The organism is Pseudooceanicola algae, from assembly GCF_003590145.2.
Lineage (GTDB): Bacteria > Pseudomonadota > Alphaproteobacteria > Rhodobacterales > Rhodobacteraceae > Pseudooceanicola > Pseudooceanicola algae.
In genome coordinates this window covers 3,395,532-3,410,950 of sequence record NZ_CP060436.1, presented here as the reverse complement: position 1 = coordinate 3,410,950, position 15,419 = coordinate 3,395,532, and the positions used below count along the sequence as shown (strand labels likewise).

Sequence of the window (15,419 nt, the reverse complement as noted above, 5' to 3'; positions counted from 1 at the left end):
CTGCCCGTTTCCCTGTCGGAAATATCCCCGCCGGAGGCGTCGATCCGGCCCAGCCACTCTGCGAAATGAAGCCCTGCGCGCACCCCGCGCCTTCGCACCTGCAGCGAAATTTCCATCTTCCCAAGGCGCCGCCCCTCCGGTAAAGACCCCTGCATGATGTTCCAGGCCCCCCTCCCCTCTGCACAGCGCCCCTCGGGCGTGGTTCGTGCCGGCCTGCGTCTCCTAATCCGCCTCTGAGCGGTGCCGTTGCGGCGCGACCTGCTCAGGGGATCAGCCTCTCGCGCCAAGGCATCTGGAGAATAGAAAGAGACATCACATGACCAATCCATCGCAAGACAGCGTCATCATCTTCGACACCACCCTGCGCGACGGTGAACAATCCCCCGGCGCCACCATGACCCATGAAGAGAAGCTCGAGATCGCCTCGCTTCTCGACGAAATGGGCGTGGACGTGATCGAAGCAGGCTTTCCCATCGCCTCCGAAGGCGATTTCAACGCGGTTTCCGAAATCTCGAAACGCTCGAAGAATTCGGTGATCTGCGGCCTGTCACGTGCCAACTTCAAGGATATCGACCGCTGCTGGGAGGCCGTGAAACACGCCGCCCAACCGCGCATCCATACCTTCATCGGCACCTCGCCGCTGCACCGCGCGATTCCCAACCTCGACAAGGATCAGATGGCCGAGCGGATCCATGACACCGTGACCCATGCGCGCAACCTCTGCGACAATATCCAGTGGTCTCCGATGGATGCGACCCGCACGGAACACGATTACCTCTGCCGCACGGTCGAAATCGCGATTCGCGCCGGGGCGACGACGATCAACATCCCCGACACCGTCGGCTATACCGCCCCGCGTGAAAGCGCCGACCTGATCCGGATGCTTCTGGAAAAGGTGCCCGGCGCGGACGAGGTCGTCTTTGCCACCCATTGCCACAACGACCTCGGCATGGCGACGGCCAACAGCCTTGCCGCCGTGGAAGCCGGCGCACGCCAGATCGAATGCACCATCAACGGCCTCGGAGAACGGGCCGGCAATACCGCCCTGGAAGAGGTCGTGATGGCGCTCAAGGTGCGCAACGACATCATGCCATGGGGCACCCGCATCGACACCACGAAGATCATGAACATCTCGCGTCGCGTCGCCGCCGTCTCGGGCTTTGCGGTGCAGTTCAACAAGGCCATCGTGGGCAAGAACGCCTTCGCTCATGAAAGCGGGATCCACCAGGACGGCATGCTCAAGAACGCCGAAACCTTCGAGATCATGCGCCCCGAGGATGTCGGCCTTGCCGCGACCTCGCTCGTCATGGGCAAGCATTCGGGCCGCGCTGCCCTGCGCTCCAAGCTCAACGAACTCGGGATCGAGCTTGCCGATAACCAGCTTGCCGATGTCTTCCTGCGCTTCAAGGAACTCGCCGACCGCAAGAAGGAAGTCTACGACGACGACCTCATCGCGCTGGTGCGGGTGTCCGACGATGCGACCCCCGACCGCATCGCCCTGAAGGAACTGACCGTGATCTGCGGCACCGGCGGTCAGTCCGCCGAGATGGTGATGATCGTCGACGGCACCGAATGCCGCGCCAAGACCACCGGCGACGGCCCAGTCGATGCCGCCTTCAACGCGGTGAAGGAGATCTTCCCGCATAGCGCCAAGCTCGAGCTTTATCAGGTCTCCGCCGTGACCGAAGGCACCGATGCCCAGGCCACCGTCTCGGTCCGGCTGAACGAGGACGGGCGCATCGTCACCGGTTCCAACGCGGATACCGACACGGTCGTGGCTTCGGTCAAGGCCTATGTCCACGCCCTGAACCGCATCCTGGTGCGCCGCGACAAGGTCGCCGCCGGCGGCGACACGCGCGAGATCAGCTACAAGGACGCCGGCTAGGCCGCGCCTGACAATCAACCCAACCAGAAACGGCCCCGAAGCACTTCGGGGCCGTTTTGCATTCATTTGCGCGATGCCTGTGGCGGGCCGTCATTTGCTGACCTCGCTGGCCAGCTTCTCGGGCTGCTGATCGGACTCCGCCGGCTTCATCCGTCCCTGCTGTCGGGCAGCCGCCCGCCACAGCTTGCGCCGCACGCCGGGGGGTTCCAGATGACGATAGGCCCCGCCCGAAAACTTCGGCCAGTCGAGCGCAAGACCCTCCTCCACCAACCGGGCTGCAAGGTCCGTGCCATCCTGCAGATGGCATGTGGCAACCACCCGGTCGTACGACATCTCTTCGCTCAGGGTCGCCGTGATGATCTGCCCCTTGCAGAGGCCGATCAGGGTAAACTTCGCCTTTTTCCCCCAGGGGTGATCCAGCTCCGGCGCATCGATCCCGGCGATCCTGATCCGGGTTCCGCTGATCACCACGGTATCGCCGTCAATCACGTAGCATTTGCCCTTCAGCACTGCCGGAGATGGGATGCCCCTTGGCGGATCTTCCGGACGTGCCGCCTTGACCGGAAGTTTACGGACGGGCGCGGGCGCTCTATCAGGTCCCGCGGCTTCACGGCGCCGACGGGAACTCTTGGTGGGGGCAGGACGAAACAGGCGAAGCAGGACCTTAAGCATCGCACAACCTTAAGGAGATTACGTGCGGATGTCCAAAGGTTTAGGAAAGCAGAAGTGCCTGCCTTTTCCCACGTGCTTCCCCCGATCTTGTCGCAACAGGGACAGCAGCTACAGGGTTCGCCAGCTCAGGACGCCTTGCCATGCCCCTTCGAGAACACGCCGGATATCAGGCTCCAACCCGCCACAATCACCGCGCCAAGCGCCAGCCCCAGCACTCCGTCCAGGAAGGCCGTCACCACCCAGGCGACAGCGGCCCGACCCGTCTCAAGCCCTTGCGACACGACTTCCGAGGCATGGTGGATCATCTCTTCGGGCAGATGCCAGCCCATCTCGGAAACGCCGTGCACAATGATCGAGCCACCAACCCAGATCATCGCGGCGGTACCGACGATCGTCAGCGCGCTCAGGAAGGTCGGCATGCCCTTGACGATCAGCCGGCCGAGGCCGCGGGTCAGACCCAGGCGGCCATGCTGCGCCATCGCCAGGCCAAGGTCATCCGCCTTCACGATCAGCGCCACGGCGCCATAGACCACGAAGGTGATCAGCAGACCGGCAATCGCCAGCGCCCCGGCCTCCACCCAGATCGACTGGCCCTCGGGCAGGGCCGAAAGGGTGATCGTCATGATCTCGGCGGACAGGATGAAATCCGTCTTGATCGCGCCGCTCACCTTCTTTTTCTCAAGATGCGGATCCGCCTTCTTGCGCTCGACCGCCTCGGCCAGATCATGATGGCCCGGACTGAGCACATGCCAGACCTTCTCGGCCCCCTCGAAACACAGATAGGCCCCGCCCAGCATCAGCAGCGGCGCAATCGCCTGCGGCAGGAAATAGGACAACAACAGCAGCCCCGGCAGCAACAGCGCCTTGTTGCGCAGCGAGCCGAGCGCAATCTTCCCGACGATCGGCAGTTCCCGCGCGGCGGAAAAGCCCTGAACATATTTCGGCGCCACGGCCGCATCGTCGATGACCGCCCCCGCCGCCTTGGAGGACGCCTTCATCGCTTGCCCGAAGGCATCATCGACCGAGGTCGCCGCCAGCTTGGCGATGGCCGCCACGTCGTCAAGAAGTGCCAGTAATCCGCTCATGTATCCCCCTTGCGCGTGCTGCCCGGCGCCTGTTGCGACAATAGCGCCGCCGGCCCGTCCGACAAGGGCCACCGCAGCCCAACACTCCGTCCTCAGCCGAGGCTGTCGAGCCGCCCCTGAAGCGCCAGCATCCCGAAGGCCGCCATGCTGGTGCCATCCATGATTTCGCCCGCCGCGATCATCCCGCGCAATTGCGCCAGCGTGAAACCGGCGCATTCCATATCGCTCTCGGTCACTTCGCGCTCCGTCTCGCCCGCCGTCAGGCCCGTGGCGAGGTACAGATGGCAGCTTTGCGTCGAGAGACCCGGAGCCTGGTACATGCGGCCCAGCAACTCCATGCTGGCGGCGCGAAAGCCGGTTTCCTCGCGCAATTCTCCTCGGGCCACCTCCTCGGGCGGCGCATCCGGGCGGTTGGGCCAGGCGCCCTGCGGGATCTCCCAGGTCCGGGTCGAAACCGCATAGCGGTACTGGCTGACCAGATGGATCCGCCCCTCTGCATCGACCGGAATCACCGCGACGAAATCGGGTTTTTCGACGACGCCAAAGATGCTCTGGTGCCCGTTGGGAAAGGTCACATCGTCTTCGTGGACCGTCATCCAGTTGTTCTTGTAGGCAATCCGCGTCGCTTGCCGTGTGATCTTACCACGCATGGGCTCTCCTGCTTGCTGTCGCCTCCCCGGCGCAGAAAGCCCGCTTCGCGATGCGGGCGCAAGACCGGATCGGGGATCAGATCGCGCGCGCCGGCACCCCGGCCACCTTCGCCCCCGGCGCCACGTCGCGGGTGACGACCGAACCCGCACCGACGATGGCCTCCGCCCCGATAGTGACACCGCCACAGACGATCACCCCAGCCGCCAGCCAGACGTCGGGTTCCAGAACCACCGGCCGGGCGATCTCCAGCCCCTGACTGCGCTGCACCGGGTCGCGATGATGATCCGGGCAGCAGATCTTGACCCCCGGCCCAAGCAGGCACCGCGCCCCGATGGTCACCGGTGCGGAATCCAGGATCACGCAGTTCGCATTCAGATAGCATCCCGCCCCAAGCCGGATATTGAACCCGTAGGCGATGTGAAACGGCGCCTCGATGCAGGCCCCTTCGCCAACTTCCGCAAAGATCGCCCGCAACCCGGCCCCGATCGCCCCGCGCCGGTCCGGATGCGTGCTGTTGTGCTGATGCTCGACCACCCGCGCAGCCTGGCGCCGCCTTTCCAGCGCGGGATCCAGCGCATTGTACCATTCCCCCGCCATCATCTTGTCGAACTCGGTCATCACAGGGCTCCTGTCATCTGGCCGAAAATACTCCGGGGGAAGGCTCGGCACCCCGAGCCTTGGGGGCTGGCCCCCTACCCGGCGAAAAGCCCGCGCAACCGCGCCGCCTCGTCCTCGGTCCCGAAGGGCGTGTTGACGATGAACATGCCGCTGCCGACCATGCCATGTCCAGCGCGCACGGGTGGAAAGGTCAGTTCGCTGCGCAGCACGACGGGCAGGTCGAGCGCCTCCAGCGCCGTGAGCATATCCTTGTGCCGACCATCGCGCAGGATCGGGTACCACAGGGCGATCACACCGACATTCCACTTGCGATGCAGCGTCTTCACGAAACCGGGGATCGCATCGTAATCGGCCTTCACCTCGTAGGACGGATCAATCAGGATCAGCCCGCGCCTCGGGTCGGGCGGGCAGACCGATTGCGCCATGGCAAAGCCGTCCTGACGGTGCAGCAGGGCCTGACCCAGACTCACCTGCCGGCCCATGGCCTGACGCAACGCCGCATATTCGCGCGGATGTAGTTCGGCCAGATGCAGACGGTCGCAATCGCGCAGCAGCCCCGCCGCCAGCAGTGGCGATCCGGGGTAGGCAGAAGCGCCCTTTTCGGCCCTCAATGCCTGCAACGCCATGGCATAGGGGTGGTCGGGCGCAAACGCGTGGGCATGGCGTCCGATGCCGGCCTCGGCTTCGCCGGTCTTGCGGGCCTCGACGCTCGTGAGGTCGTAAAGACCGCGTCCGGCGTGGGTCTCGACATAGGTCATCGGCTTGGGCTTGGCCACCATGCGCGCCAGCATAACCGCCAGAAGCGCATGCTTGTGCAGATCGGCCGGATTCCCGGCATGATAGATATGCTGATAAGATAACATGCCATGGCGATACGCCCTGCCCGCCCCGCATTCAATCCCCGACGGTTCCCGCGCCGTCAGCCCCGAGAAATCACGGCTTCGTGGCGAAAAGACGCTGAAATGACACCGCCCTCCCCTTTCCTCAAGGATATGCGGGGCCTATAAGGACGAACGGTCCGGACCGGCAGTGTCGCTGGACCTGTTGGGGAACGAAATCGGGACAGCACAACGAATGGCTCTTTTCAGCAGAATGCCTGGGCTCTTTTCTTCGGACATGGCGATCGACCTTGGGACCGCGAACACGTTGGTCTACGTCAAGGGGCGCGGCATTGTCCTGTCGGAACCTTCCGTGGTTGCCTACCACGTCAAGGACGGCATCAAGAAGGTCCTGGCCGTGGGCGAGGACGCCAAGCTGATGCTTGGCCGGACACCGGGCAGCATCGAGGCGATCCGCCCGATGCGCGAAGGGGTCATCGCAGATTTCGACGTGGCCGAAGAGATGATCAAGTATTTCATCCGCAAGGTGCACAAGCGCTCTACCTTCTCGAAACCCAAGATCATCGTCTGCGTCCCCCATGGTGCCACGCCGGTTGAAAAGCGCGCGATCCGGCAATCCGTCCTGTCTGCCGGCGCACGCCGCGCAGGGCTGATCGCGGAACCCATCGCGGCGGCCATCGGGGCCGGCATGCCGATCACCGACCCGACCGGCAACATGGTCGTCGACATCGGCGGCGGCACCACCGAGGTGGCCGTGCTGTCGCTGGGCGATATCGTCTACGCCCGCTCGGTGCGGGTCGGCGGTGACCGGATGGACGAAGCCATCATTTCCTACCTGCGGCGCCAGCAGAACCTGCTGATCGGCGAATCGACCGCCGAACGCATCAAGACCTCCATCGGCACGGCCCGGATGCCCGACGACGGGCGCGGCGCCTCGATGAAGGTGCGCGGCCGCGACCTGCTGAACGGTGTCCCCAAGGAGATCGAGGTCACCCAGGCCCAGATCGCCGAGGCCCTGTCCGAGCCGGTCCAGCAGATCTGCGAAGCGGTCATGACCGCCCTGGAAGCCACCCCACCCGACCTCGCGGCAGATATCGTCGACCGCGGCGTCATGCTGACCGGCGGCGGCGCGCTGCTGGGCGACCTTGATCTGGCGCTGCGCGAACAGACCGGGCTGGCCGTTTCCATTGCAGATGAAAGCCTGAATTGCGTGGCCCTCGGCACCGGCAAGGCGCTGGAATACGAAAAGCAACTGCGCCACGCGATTGACTACGACAGCTGAGCCGACCACTCTGACGGCACGCCTTCTCTTCCCGACCCGGTGTGCCCCACCGGGTCGGAGTCGTTAACCCCCTGAACGGCTTGGAGTCCCATGGCCAAGGATCGCCAACAGGACGAAGACTACGTCACCCCGATCCGCCGGTTGCTGGCCGGGATCGCCGTGCTGGTGCTGGTGGCGATCTTTCTGGTCTGGCGCATCGACAGCCCGCGGGTCGAACGGTTCCGGTCGCATGTGATCGACCGGGTGATGCCGGGGATGGACTGGGCCATGGCCCCTGTCACCGGCGCGGTGAAACTGGTCCGCGATTTCCAAAGCTACGCCCGCATTCACGATCAGAACCAGGAACTGCGCCGCGAATTGCAGCAGATGAAGGCCTGGAAAGAGGCCGCCCTGCAGCTGGAACAGGAAAACGCCCGGCTGCTGGACCTAAACAACGTCCGCCTCGATCCGCAGCTGACCTATGTGACCGGGGTGGTGATGGCCGATTCAGGCTCTCCGTACCGGCAATCGGTGCTGCTGAACATCGGCGTGCGCGACGGGATCGTCGATGGCTGGGCGGCAATGGACGGCATCGGCCTGGTTGGGCGTATCTCGGGTGTGGGATCCGAGGTCAGCCGGGTGATCCTGCTGACCGATACCTCGTCGCGGCTGCCGGTTTCGATCCAGCCATCGGGGCAGGATGGCATGGTGATGGGCAACAATACCGCCGCCCCGCCGGTGGATTTCATCGAAAACCCGGATCTTGTGCGGCCCGGCGACCGGGTCGTCAGCTCCGGCGACGGTGATGTCTTTCCCGCCGGGCTGCTGGTCGGCCATGTCGCCCAGGACGCCAGCGGCCGCCTGCGGGTCCGGCTGGCGGCGGATTACGAACGCCTCGAATTCCTGCGCGTGCTGCGCAGTCGCGGCACCGAAGCGCTGCATGAACCGGGCGGGCTGATCACCCCGCCGCCGCCGCCGCTTCAGGGGCCGGGGATTGCCGGTCCCGTGGCCCTGCCCGAGGCCAGCGACATAACGGCCCCCGGCCTTGCGGAGGGCGCCCAGGATGGCTGATGCGATCCGCGCCTCAGTCCCCCGGATCATGGGTCTGCGCCTGGCCTTTGTCGCGCTTTACATCGGGCTGATGATGTTCAGCCTGCTGCCGCTGGAGACCGTGCCGCGCCTGCTGGCCGGGCCAGACCTGATGCTGGCGCTGACCCTGGTCTGGGCCATCCGCCGGCCGGAACTGGTGCCCTCGCCCATGCTGGCAGTGCTGTTCCTGTTCTCGGACCTGCTGCTGATGCGCCCACCCGGCCTGCTGGCCGCGCTGAGCCTGTTCCTGATCCACCGGCTGAAACGCTATTCCCGCGCCATGCGGGAACGGACCTTCCTGACCGAATGGCTGGCCGCATCGGTCACCTGCGCGGTGATCCTGCTCAGTTACCGCCTGGGGCTGGTCCTGTTCGTTCTCGACCGGCCGCAGATCGCCGTGACCCTCAGCCAGCTTGTCGCCACCGTGGCGATCTATCCGGCGGCTTCGGTCTTTTCGAACCTGTTCTTCGGCCTGCGCCGCGCTGCCGTGGGCGAAGTCGACAACCTGGGGCACCGGATATGACCCGCGCCCCGCAAAGGAAAAGCTGTCTGCCATGAGACGCACCGCGAAGGACACCCAGGTTTCGACCCGGCGGATCGGACGACGCACGCTGGTGCTGGGCGGGATGCAGCTTGGCTTCGTCGGGTTGCTGGCCTGGCGCATGCGCTTCCTGCAGGTGGATCAGGCCGACCAGTTCCGCATGCTGGCCGAAGAGAACCGCATCAACATGCGCCTGATCCCGCCGTCGCGGGGCGAGATATTCGACCGCAACGGCATCGCCATCGCAAGCAATGAACCGGCCTACCGGATCACCATGGTCGAAGAGGACGCCGGCGACGTGGATGCGGTCATCGACCGCCTGTCGCAACTGGTGCACCTGGATGAACAGGACATCGCCCGCGCCCGCGCCGAAATGCAGCGCTCGGCCCCCTTCCTGCCGATCACGCTCGCCGACCGGGTCAGTTGGACAGATGTGTCGCGCATTGCCGTCAACACCCCCGCCCTGCCCGGCATCACGCCCGAGGTCGGCCTGTCGCGCAATTATCCCCTGAATCAGGATTTCGCCCATGTGGTGGGCTATGTCGGGCCGGTGTCGGATTACGACCTTGGCAAGATCGAGGATCCCGACCCGGTGCTGATGATCCCGCGCTTCCAGATCGGCAAGGTCGGGCTGGAAGCCAAGATGGAGGACTCCCTGCGCGGCTCGGCCGGCGCCAAGCGGGTCGAGGTCAATGCCGTGGGCCGCGTCATGCGCGAACTGGACCGCCGCGAAGGCCAGGCCGGGGCAAATATCCAGCTGACCACCGATTACCTGCTGCAGAACTACGTCCAGGCCCGCCTTGGCGAAGAAAGCGCCGCCGCCGTGGTCATCGATTGCACCAATGGCGACATCCTGGCCATCGGCTCGGCCCCCAGTTTCGATCCCAACCTCTTCGTGCGCGGGATCTCGGTCGCCGATTACCGCATGTTGACGGGCAACAACTTCCGCCCCCTGGCCAACAAGACCGTGCAGGGGATCTACCCGCCCGGCTCGACCTTCAAGATGGTCGTGGCGCTGGCGGGGCTGGAAGCCGGGGTCATCACCGAACACGACACCTATTACTGCAACGGCCACCTCGAGGTGTCGAACCGGAGGTTCCACTGCTGGCGGTCCGGAGGGCATGGCTCGCTCAATACCGTCGGCTCGCTGCGCGAAAGCTGCGACGTCTTCTATTACCAGCTGGCGCTGGAAGTCGGAATCGAGCGGATTTCAGACATGGCCCGCCGCCTCGGCATCGGCGTGCCGCATGACCTGCCCATGTCGGCGGTGGCGACGGGGCTGGCCCCCACCAAGGAATGGAAGCGCGAAGTGCGCGGTCAGGAATGGGTGATCGGGGATACGGTGAACTCTTCCATCGGGCAGGGCTTCGTTCTGGCCTCGCCAATGCAACTGGCCGTGATGACGGCGCGGATCGCCTCGGGCAACAATGTCACGCCCCGGCTGATCAAGACCATCGACGGGGTCGAACAGCCCTCGGGCGCGGGCGAAAGCCTTGGCATTTCGGCAAGCAGCCTGCGGACCGTGCGTGAAGGCATGTTCGAGGTCTCCAATGCCCGCCGGGGCACCGGCTACGGGTCCCGCGTGATTGCCGAGAACCTGCGCATGGCCGGGAAATCCGGCACAAGCCAGGTCCGCAACATCACCGCCGCCGAGCGGGCCATGGGGGTGACCTCCAACGCGGATCTGCCCTGGGAGCGCCGCGACCATGCGCTTTGGGTCGATTACGCACCCTATGACAACCCGAAGGTCGCCGTGGCCGTGGTGGTGGAACATGGCGGTGGCGGGTCCTCGGTCGCCGCACCGATCGCCCGCGACATCACGCTTCAGGCGATCTACGACGGTGACCCGCCACTGGATGCCTACCCGGCCAAGGATCGCGAGCACATCGCCGAGCAGCAGAAACGCCTGCGCGCCCTGCGCCCCCGCATCGACCGCGAGAAGATGAGCCGCGCATGAGCTACCTGGAATATTCCGTCAAGAGCGTCCCGTCGGGGCTGCGCAAGGTGTTTTATTTCAACTGGCCCCTGGCGCTGCTGATCGCTGCGGTCGCCTCGGCGGGGTTCCTGATGCTGTATTCGGTGGCGGGGGGCAACCTGTCGACCTGGGCCGAGCCGCAGATGAAGCGTTTCGCCGTCGGCATGGTGATGATGTTCGTGATCGCCATGGTGCCGATCTGGTTCTGGCGCAACATGTCGGTACTGGCCTATGCCATCTCGCTGATGCTGCTGGTCTTCGTGGAATTCTTCGGCACCGTCGGCATGGGTGCGCAACGCTGGATCGACATCGGGCCGCTGCGCCTGCAACCCTCTGAACTGATGAAGATCGCGCTGGTGATGTTCCTGGCCGCCTATTACGACTGGCTGCCCGTGCGCAAAGTGTCGCATCCGGTCTGGGTGACGATCCCGGTGCTTATCGTGATCCTGCCGACCGTCCTTGTGCTGAAACAGCCCGATCTCGGCACCGCGATCCTGCTGTTGACCGGGGGCGGAGCGGTGATGTTCCTGGCTGGCGTGCACTGGGCCTATTTCGCCGCCGTCATCGGCGCGGCCGTCGGCCTTGTCTGGACGGTCTTCGAAAGCCGGGGCACCGACTGGCAGCTGATCAAGGATTACCAGTTCCGCCGCATCGACACGTTTCTGGACCCCTCGCAGGACCCGCTTGGCGCGGGCTATCACATCACCCAGTCCAAGATCGCGCTTGGCTCGGGGGGCTGGGCCGGACGCGGCTACATGCAGGGGACCCAGTCCCGCCTGAACTTCCTCCCCGAGAAACATACCGATTTCATCTTTACCACCCTGGCCGAGGAATTCGGCTTCATCGGGGGGACCAGCCTGCTGATCCTCTATGCGCTGATCATCCTGTTCTGCGTGTCCTCGGCGATGAACAACCAGAACCGCTATGCCGCGCTGCTGACCCTTGGGATAGCCACGACGTTCTTCCTGTTCTTTGCCGTGAACATGTCGATGGTCATGGGCCTCGCGCCGGTTGTCGGTGTACCGCTGCCGCTGGTCAGCTATGGCGGCTCGGCGATGCTGGTGCTGATGCTCGCCTTCGGCCTCGTACAAAGCGCGCATGTCCATAAACCGCGCTGAGGCTGCGTTCAGGACGCGCGCGGGCCCTGCCCAGGTTGTGCCCACCAATTGCGCTGTTACCTTGCGGGCAGTTTCCATCCGCCCCGAAAGGTCCCCATGACGAACGTCCTCTTCGCCGCCATCTCTCCGAAATGGAAAGAATACGAATCCCCCCTGCGCGACGCCTTCGCAAAAGCCGGGCTGGACGATATCGACCTGCGGAAGGACTTTGCGCCTGAAGAGGTCGATTACATCGTCTATGCGCCCAATTCCGAGATTCAGGATTTCACGCCCTTCACCCGCTGCAAGGCGGTGCTGAACCTCTGGGCCGGGGTCGAAAGCGTGGTCGGCAACGACACCCTGACCCAGCCGCTGTGCCGCATGGTCGATCACGGGCTGACCCGCGGCATGATCGAATGGGTTACCGGGCACGCCCTGCGCCATCACCTGGATATCGACTACTTCCTGAACCATCAGGACGGCACCTGGGAACACCGGGTCCCGCCTCTGGCCCGCGAACGTCCTGTCACGATCCTTGGACTTGGCGAGTTGGGCACTGCCTGCGCGAAGGCGCTCACCGACCTCGAATTCCCCGTGACCGGGTGGAGCCGCAGCCCCCATGACATCGAAGGCATCACCTGCCTGCATGGTGCCGATGGCCTGGAAACGGCGCTTTCCGGGGCGCAGATCCTGATCCTGCTTCTGCCGCTGACGGCCGAGACCGAGGACCTTCTGGATGCCGAGCGTCTGGCGCTTTTGCCGCACGGCGCCGTCCTCCTGAACCCCGGCCGCGGCCCGCTTATCGTCGACGAGGCGCTGATCGCGGCGCTCGACAGCGGTCAGGTCGCCCACGCCACGCTGGATGTCTTCCGGGCAGAGCCGCTGCCGGTGGAGCATCCCTTCTGGGCCCATCCGGGCGTGACGGTCTGCCCGCATATCGCCTCGGCCACGCGGGCCATTACCGCCGCCGAGGTCATTGCCGAGAACATCAAGCGCGGTGAGGCCGGACAGCCCTTCCTGTACCTGGTCGATCGGGAGCGCGGCTACTGACGCCTGGCGCCAGCAAGCAGAAGGCGGACCCCACGGGGCCCGCCTTTTCGTCCATTCCCGATGGCCAGGATCAGACCCCCGCGTAGATCGCCGCGATCTTCGCGACGGCCTCTTCGGGGGGCAGTTCCTCGCTTTCGCCGGTGCGGCGCGAGGTCAGTTCGACCACGCCGTTCTTCAGGCCGCGCGGCCCGACGGTGACCCGCCAGGGCAGGCCGATCAGGTCCATGGTCGCGAACTTGCCGCCCGCGCGTTCGTTGCGGTCGTCGTAAAGCGGCTCCAGGCCCAGCTTGACGAAGCTCTTGTAAAGGTCCTCGCAGGCCGCGTCGGCCTCGGCATCGCCGGACTTGATGTTGACGATCCCGACGTGGAACGGCGTGACGCCCTCGGGCCAGATGATGCCCTTGTCGTCGTGGTTGGCTTCGATGATCGCGCCCAGCAGGCGGCTGACGCCGATGCCGTGGCTGCCCATGTGGACCGGCGCCTGCTTGCCGTCCGGCCCCTGCACCACGGCGTTCATCGCCTCGGAGTACTTGGTGCCGAAGTAGAAGATCTGCCCCACCTCAATGCCACGCGCCACGCGGCGGCGGTCTTCGGGGACATCGGCCCAGACGGCTTCGTCGTGGGTTTCGTCGGTGCGGGCATAGCGGCTGGTGAATTCCTCCAGCACGCCCTGGCACTGCTCGACCGAATCGTAGTCGATCTCGCGGTCGCCGAACTTCAGATCGGTGATCTCGGCGTCATAGAAGACCTCGCTTTCGCCGGTTTCCGCCAGCACGAGGAATTCATGGGTGTCGTCGCCGCCGATCGGGCCGCTGTCGGCGCGCATCGGGATCGCCTGAAGGCCCATGCGTTCATAGCTGCGCAGGTAGCTGACAAGGTGGCGGTTGTAGGCGTGCAGCGCGTCTTCCTTGGTCAGGTCGAAGTTGTAGCCGTCCTTCATCAGGAACTCGCGGCCGCGCATGACGCCGAAGCGGGGGCGGATCTCGTCCCGGAACTTCCACTGAATATGATACAGCGTCAGCGGCAGATCCTTGTAGGAACGCACGTAGCTGCGGAAGATGTCGGTGATCATCTCCTCGTTCGTGGGCCCGTAAAGCATGTCGCGGTCCTGCCGGTCACGGATGCGCAGCATCTCGGGACCGTAGGCGTCATAGCGGCCGCTTTCCTTCCACAGGTCAGCGCTTTGCAGCGTCGGCATCAGCATCGGGATATGGCCGGCGCGGACCTGTTCCTCGTGCACGATGGTCTCGATCTTCTTCAGGATCTTGTAGCCAAGCGGCAGCCAGGAATAGATCCCGGCGCTGGCCTGCTTGATCATCCCGGCGCGCAGCATCAGCCGGTGGCTGGCGATCTGCGCCTCGGCAGGGGTTTCCTTCAGGACGGGCAGAAAATAGCGGGACAGACGCATCTGGCTTTTGGCCTCTCAATCAACTCGCCGCTTGGTTTATTAGAGGCGAAACACGCGGGCAATGGCTATTGCCCCCGGATCCCCTGCTTAACGCTTGAATTCCGCGCCTGACAAGGTGAGATAGAGGAAAAGAGGAGATCACGCCCTGACCCTGCCCGTCCGCCAGCAACTGAAATACTGGGGCATCGCGGCTGCGGTGTTCATCTTTGCGCTTTGGTGGATGGGCGATGTCATCATGCCCTTCCTGCTGGGCGCCGCGATCGCCTATTTCCTCGACCCCATTGCCGACCGGATCGAAGCCTGGGGTGCCTCGCGCGCGCTGGCCACGACGCTGATCACGCTTTGCGCGGTCATGATCTTCGTCGTGCTGGCGCTGCTGGTGATCCCGACGCTGATCAACCAGACGATCCAGCTGTTCCAGACAGCGCCCGAGCTGATTGACAAGTTTCAGGCCTTCCTGACCCAGCATTTCCCCGAATTGCTGAACGAGGAATCGGTGCTGCGCTCGACCCTCGCCTCGGTCGGCGAAACCCTGCAATCCAAGGGGGGAGAGTTGCTGAATTCGGCGCTTGTCTCCGTGGGCTCGATGCTGAACTTGGTGGTGCTTTTCGTCATCGTGCCGGTGGTGGCCTTCTACCTGCTTTACGACTGGGACCGCATGGTCGCCAATGTCGACAGCCTGCTGCCGCGCGAACATGCCCCTGTGATCCGCCAGTTGGCGCGGGATATCGACAAGACCCTGGCGGGGTTCCTGCGCGGCATGGGCTCGGTCTGCCTGATCCTGGGCAGTTTCTACGCCGTGGCATTGATGCTGGTGGGGCTGCAATTCGGGCTGGTAATCGGGGCCTTTGCCGGGCTGATCACCTTCATTCCCTACGTCGGCTCGCTGGTCGGCGGGGCCATGGCCATCGGGCTGGCGCTGTTCCAGTTCTGGGGCGACTGGGTGATGATCGGCCTGGTCGCGGGCATCTTCGCCGTCGGCCAGATGGTCGAGGGCAACTTCCTGACGCCGCGCCTGGTCGGCAGTTCGGTCGGGCTGCACCCGGTCTGGCTGATCTTCGCGCTTTCGGCCTTCGGGTCGCTCTTCGGCTTCGTCGGCATGTTGGCCGCCGTGCCGCTGGCCGCCGCGATCGGCGTGATCGCCCGGTTCCTGATCCGGCGCTACAAGGACAGCACGCTTTATCGTGGTCACGAGACGCCTACCACCGTCCCGACAGACGATTCCGCCTCGCGGATTGCCGACTAGTC

At 64.8% G+C, this 15,419-nt stretch carries 14 protein-coding genes; 8 read left to right on the top strand and 6 right to left on the bottom strand.

Features of this window, described 5'->3' with window-relative positions; genetic code table 11:
- Positions 1-316: 316 nt before the first annotated feature.
- Positions 317-1,885: a 2-isopropylmalate synthase gene (locus PSAL_RS15945; RefSeq protein WP_119838280.1), complete on the top strand. Its 1,569-nt coding sequence runs from the start codon at positions 317-319 to the stop codon at positions 1,883-1,885.
- Positions 1,886-1,975: 90 nt separating this feature from the next.
- On the opposite strand, the gene PSAL_RS15940 is transcribed toward PSAL_RS15945, so the two are convergent.
- From PSAL_RS15940 to PSAL_RS15920, 5 genes are all read right to left on the bottom strand, one after another.
- Complete coding sequence (locus PSAL_RS15940; RefSeq protein WP_231388549.1) at positions 1,976-2,395, bottom strand: thermonuclease family protein; 420 nt, start codon at positions 2,393-2,395, stop codon at positions 1,976-1,978.
- Between the two features lie 287 nt (positions 2,396-2,682).
- Positions 2,683-3,642, bottom strand: coding sequence for a DUF808 domain-containing protein (locus PSAL_RS15935; protein ID WP_119838278.1), 960 nt, complete (start codon positions 3,640-3,642; stop codon positions 2,683-2,685).
- A gap of 92 nt (positions 3,643-3,734) precedes the next feature.
- Positions 3,735-4,292: an NUDIX domain-containing protein gene (locus PSAL_RS15930; RefSeq protein WP_196941866.1), complete on the bottom strand. Its 558-nt coding sequence runs from the start codon at positions 4,290-4,292 to the stop codon at positions 3,735-3,737.
- A 76-nt stretch (positions 4,293-4,368) separates the two neighbouring features.
- A complete protein-coding gene (locus PSAL_RS15925; protein WP_147407607.1) occupies positions 4,369-4,911 on the bottom strand; it encodes a sugar O-acetyltransferase in 543 nt (180 codons plus the stop codon).
- Positions 4,912-4,985: 74 nt separating this feature from the next.
- Complete coding sequence (locus PSAL_RS15920) at positions 4,986-5,774, bottom strand: 23S rRNA (adenine(2030)-N(6))-methyltransferase RlmJ (RefSeq protein WP_119838276.1); 789 nt, start codon at positions 5,772-5,774, stop codon at positions 4,986-4,988.
- Between the two features lie 211 nt (positions 5,775-5,985).
- On the opposite strand from PSAL_RS15920, the gene PSAL_RS15915 reads away from it, so the two are divergent.
- The 6 genes from PSAL_RS15915 (at position 5,986) to PSAL_RS15890 (ending at position 12,763) form a co-directional block, all read left to right on the top strand.
- Complete coding sequence (locus tag PSAL_RS15915; protein WP_119838299.1) at positions 5,986-7,032, top strand: rod shape-determining protein; 1,047 nt, start codon at positions 5,986-5,988, stop codon at positions 7,030-7,032.
- A 90-nt stretch (positions 7,033-7,122) separates the two neighbouring features.
- Positions 7,123-8,082 (top strand): rod shape-determining protein MreC, encoded by a 960-nt coding sequence (gene mreC, locus PSAL_RS15910; RefSeq protein ID WP_119838275.1) that lies wholly within the window; start codon positions 7,123-7,125, stop codon positions 8,080-8,082.
- Positions 8,075-8,623 (top strand): rod shape-determining protein MreD, encoded by a 549-nt coding sequence (locus tag PSAL_RS15905; RefSeq protein ID WP_119838274.1) that lies wholly within the window; start codon positions 8,075-8,077, stop codon positions 8,621-8,623. The genes mreC and PSAL_RS15905 overlap by 8 nt, the downstream gene beginning before the upstream one ends.
- Before the next feature lie 31 nt (positions 8,624-8,654).
- Positions 8,655-10,598 (top strand): penicillin-binding protein 2, encoded by a 1,944-nt coding sequence (gene mrdA / locus PSAL_RS15900; protein WP_119838273.1) that lies wholly within the window; start codon positions 8,655-8,657, stop codon positions 10,596-10,598.
- Positions 10,595-11,734 (top strand): rod shape-determining protein RodA, encoded by a 1,140-nt coding sequence (rodA, locus tag PSAL_RS15895; RefSeq protein WP_119838272.1) that lies wholly within the window; start codon positions 10,595-10,597, stop codon positions 11,732-11,734. The genes mrdA and rodA overlap by 4 nt, the downstream gene beginning before the upstream one ends.
- Positions 11,735-11,830: 96 nt before the next feature.
- A complete protein-coding gene (locus PSAL_RS15890; protein ID WP_119838271.1) occupies positions 11,831-12,763 on the top strand; it encodes a 2-hydroxyacid dehydrogenase in 933 nt (310 codons plus the stop codon).
- Positions 12,764-12,833: 70 nt separating this feature from the next.
- On the opposite strand, the gene proS is transcribed toward PSAL_RS15890, so the two are convergent.
- On the bottom strand, positions 12,834-14,171 hold the full coding sequence (gene proS, locus PSAL_RS15885; protein WP_119838270.1) for a proline--tRNA ligase: 1,338 nt from the start codon (positions 14,169-14,171) through the stop codon (positions 12,834-12,836).
- A gap of 145 nt (positions 14,172-14,316) precedes the next feature.
- Between proS and PSAL_RS15880 the strand changes: the two genes are divergently transcribed.
- Positions 14,317-15,417: an AI-2E family transporter gene (locus PSAL_RS15880; RefSeq protein WP_119838269.1), complete on the top strand. Its 1,101-nt coding sequence runs from the start codon at positions 14,317-14,319 to the stop codon at positions 15,415-15,417.
- The last annotated feature ends 2 nt before the right edge of the window (positions 15,418-15,419 follow it).

What these genes read in the sequence shown, in the direction of transcription:
- PSAL_RS15945 (WP_119838280.1), top strand. Translation starts at nt 317, where the DNA reads ATGACCAATCCATCGCAAGACAGCGTCATCATCTTCGACACCACCCTG.
- PSAL_RS15935 (WP_119838278.1), bottom strand. Translation starts at nt 3,642, where the DNA reads ATGAGCGGATTACTGGCACTTCTTGACGACGTGGCGGCCATCGCCAAG.
- PSAL_RS15930 (WP_196941866.1), bottom strand. Translation starts at nt 4,292, where the DNA reads ATGCGTGGTAAGATCACACGGCAAGCGACGCGGATTGCCTACAAGAAC.
- PSAL_RS15925 (WP_147407607.1), bottom strand. Translation starts at nt 4,911, where the DNA reads ATGACCGAGTTCGACAAGATGATGGCGGGGGAATGGTACAATGCGCTG.
- PSAL_RS15920 (WP_119838276.1), bottom strand. Translation starts at nt 5,774, where the DNA reads ATGTTATCTTATCAGCATATCTATCATGCCGGGAATCCGGCCGATCTG.
- PSAL_RS15915 (WP_119838299.1), top strand. Translation starts at nt 5,986, where the DNA reads ATGGCTCTTTTCAGCAGAATGCCTGGGCTCTTTTCTTCGGACATGGCG.
- mreC (WP_119838275.1), top strand. Translation starts at nt 7,123, where the DNA reads ATGGCCAAGGATCGCCAACAGGACGAAGACTACGTCACCCCGATCCGC.
- PSAL_RS15905 (WP_119838274.1), top strand. Translation starts at nt 8,075, where the DNA reads ATGGCTGATGCGATCCGCGCCTCAGTCCCCCGGATCATGGGTCTGCGC.
- mrdA (WP_119838273.1), top strand. Translation starts at nt 8,655, where the DNA reads ATGAGACGCACCGCGAAGGACACCCAGGTTTCGACCCGGCGGATCGGA.
- rodA (WP_119838272.1), top strand. Translation starts at nt 10,595, where the DNA reads ATGAGCTACCTGGAATATTCCGTCAAGAGCGTCCCGTCGGGGCTGCGC.
- PSAL_RS15890 (WP_119838271.1), top strand. Translation starts at nt 11,831, where the DNA reads ATGACGAACGTCCTCTTCGCCGCCATCTCTCCGAAATGGAAAGAATAC.
- proS (WP_119838270.1), bottom strand. Translation starts at nt 14,171, where the DNA reads ATGCGTCTGTCCCGCTATTTTCTGCCCGTCCTGAAGGAAACCCCTGCC.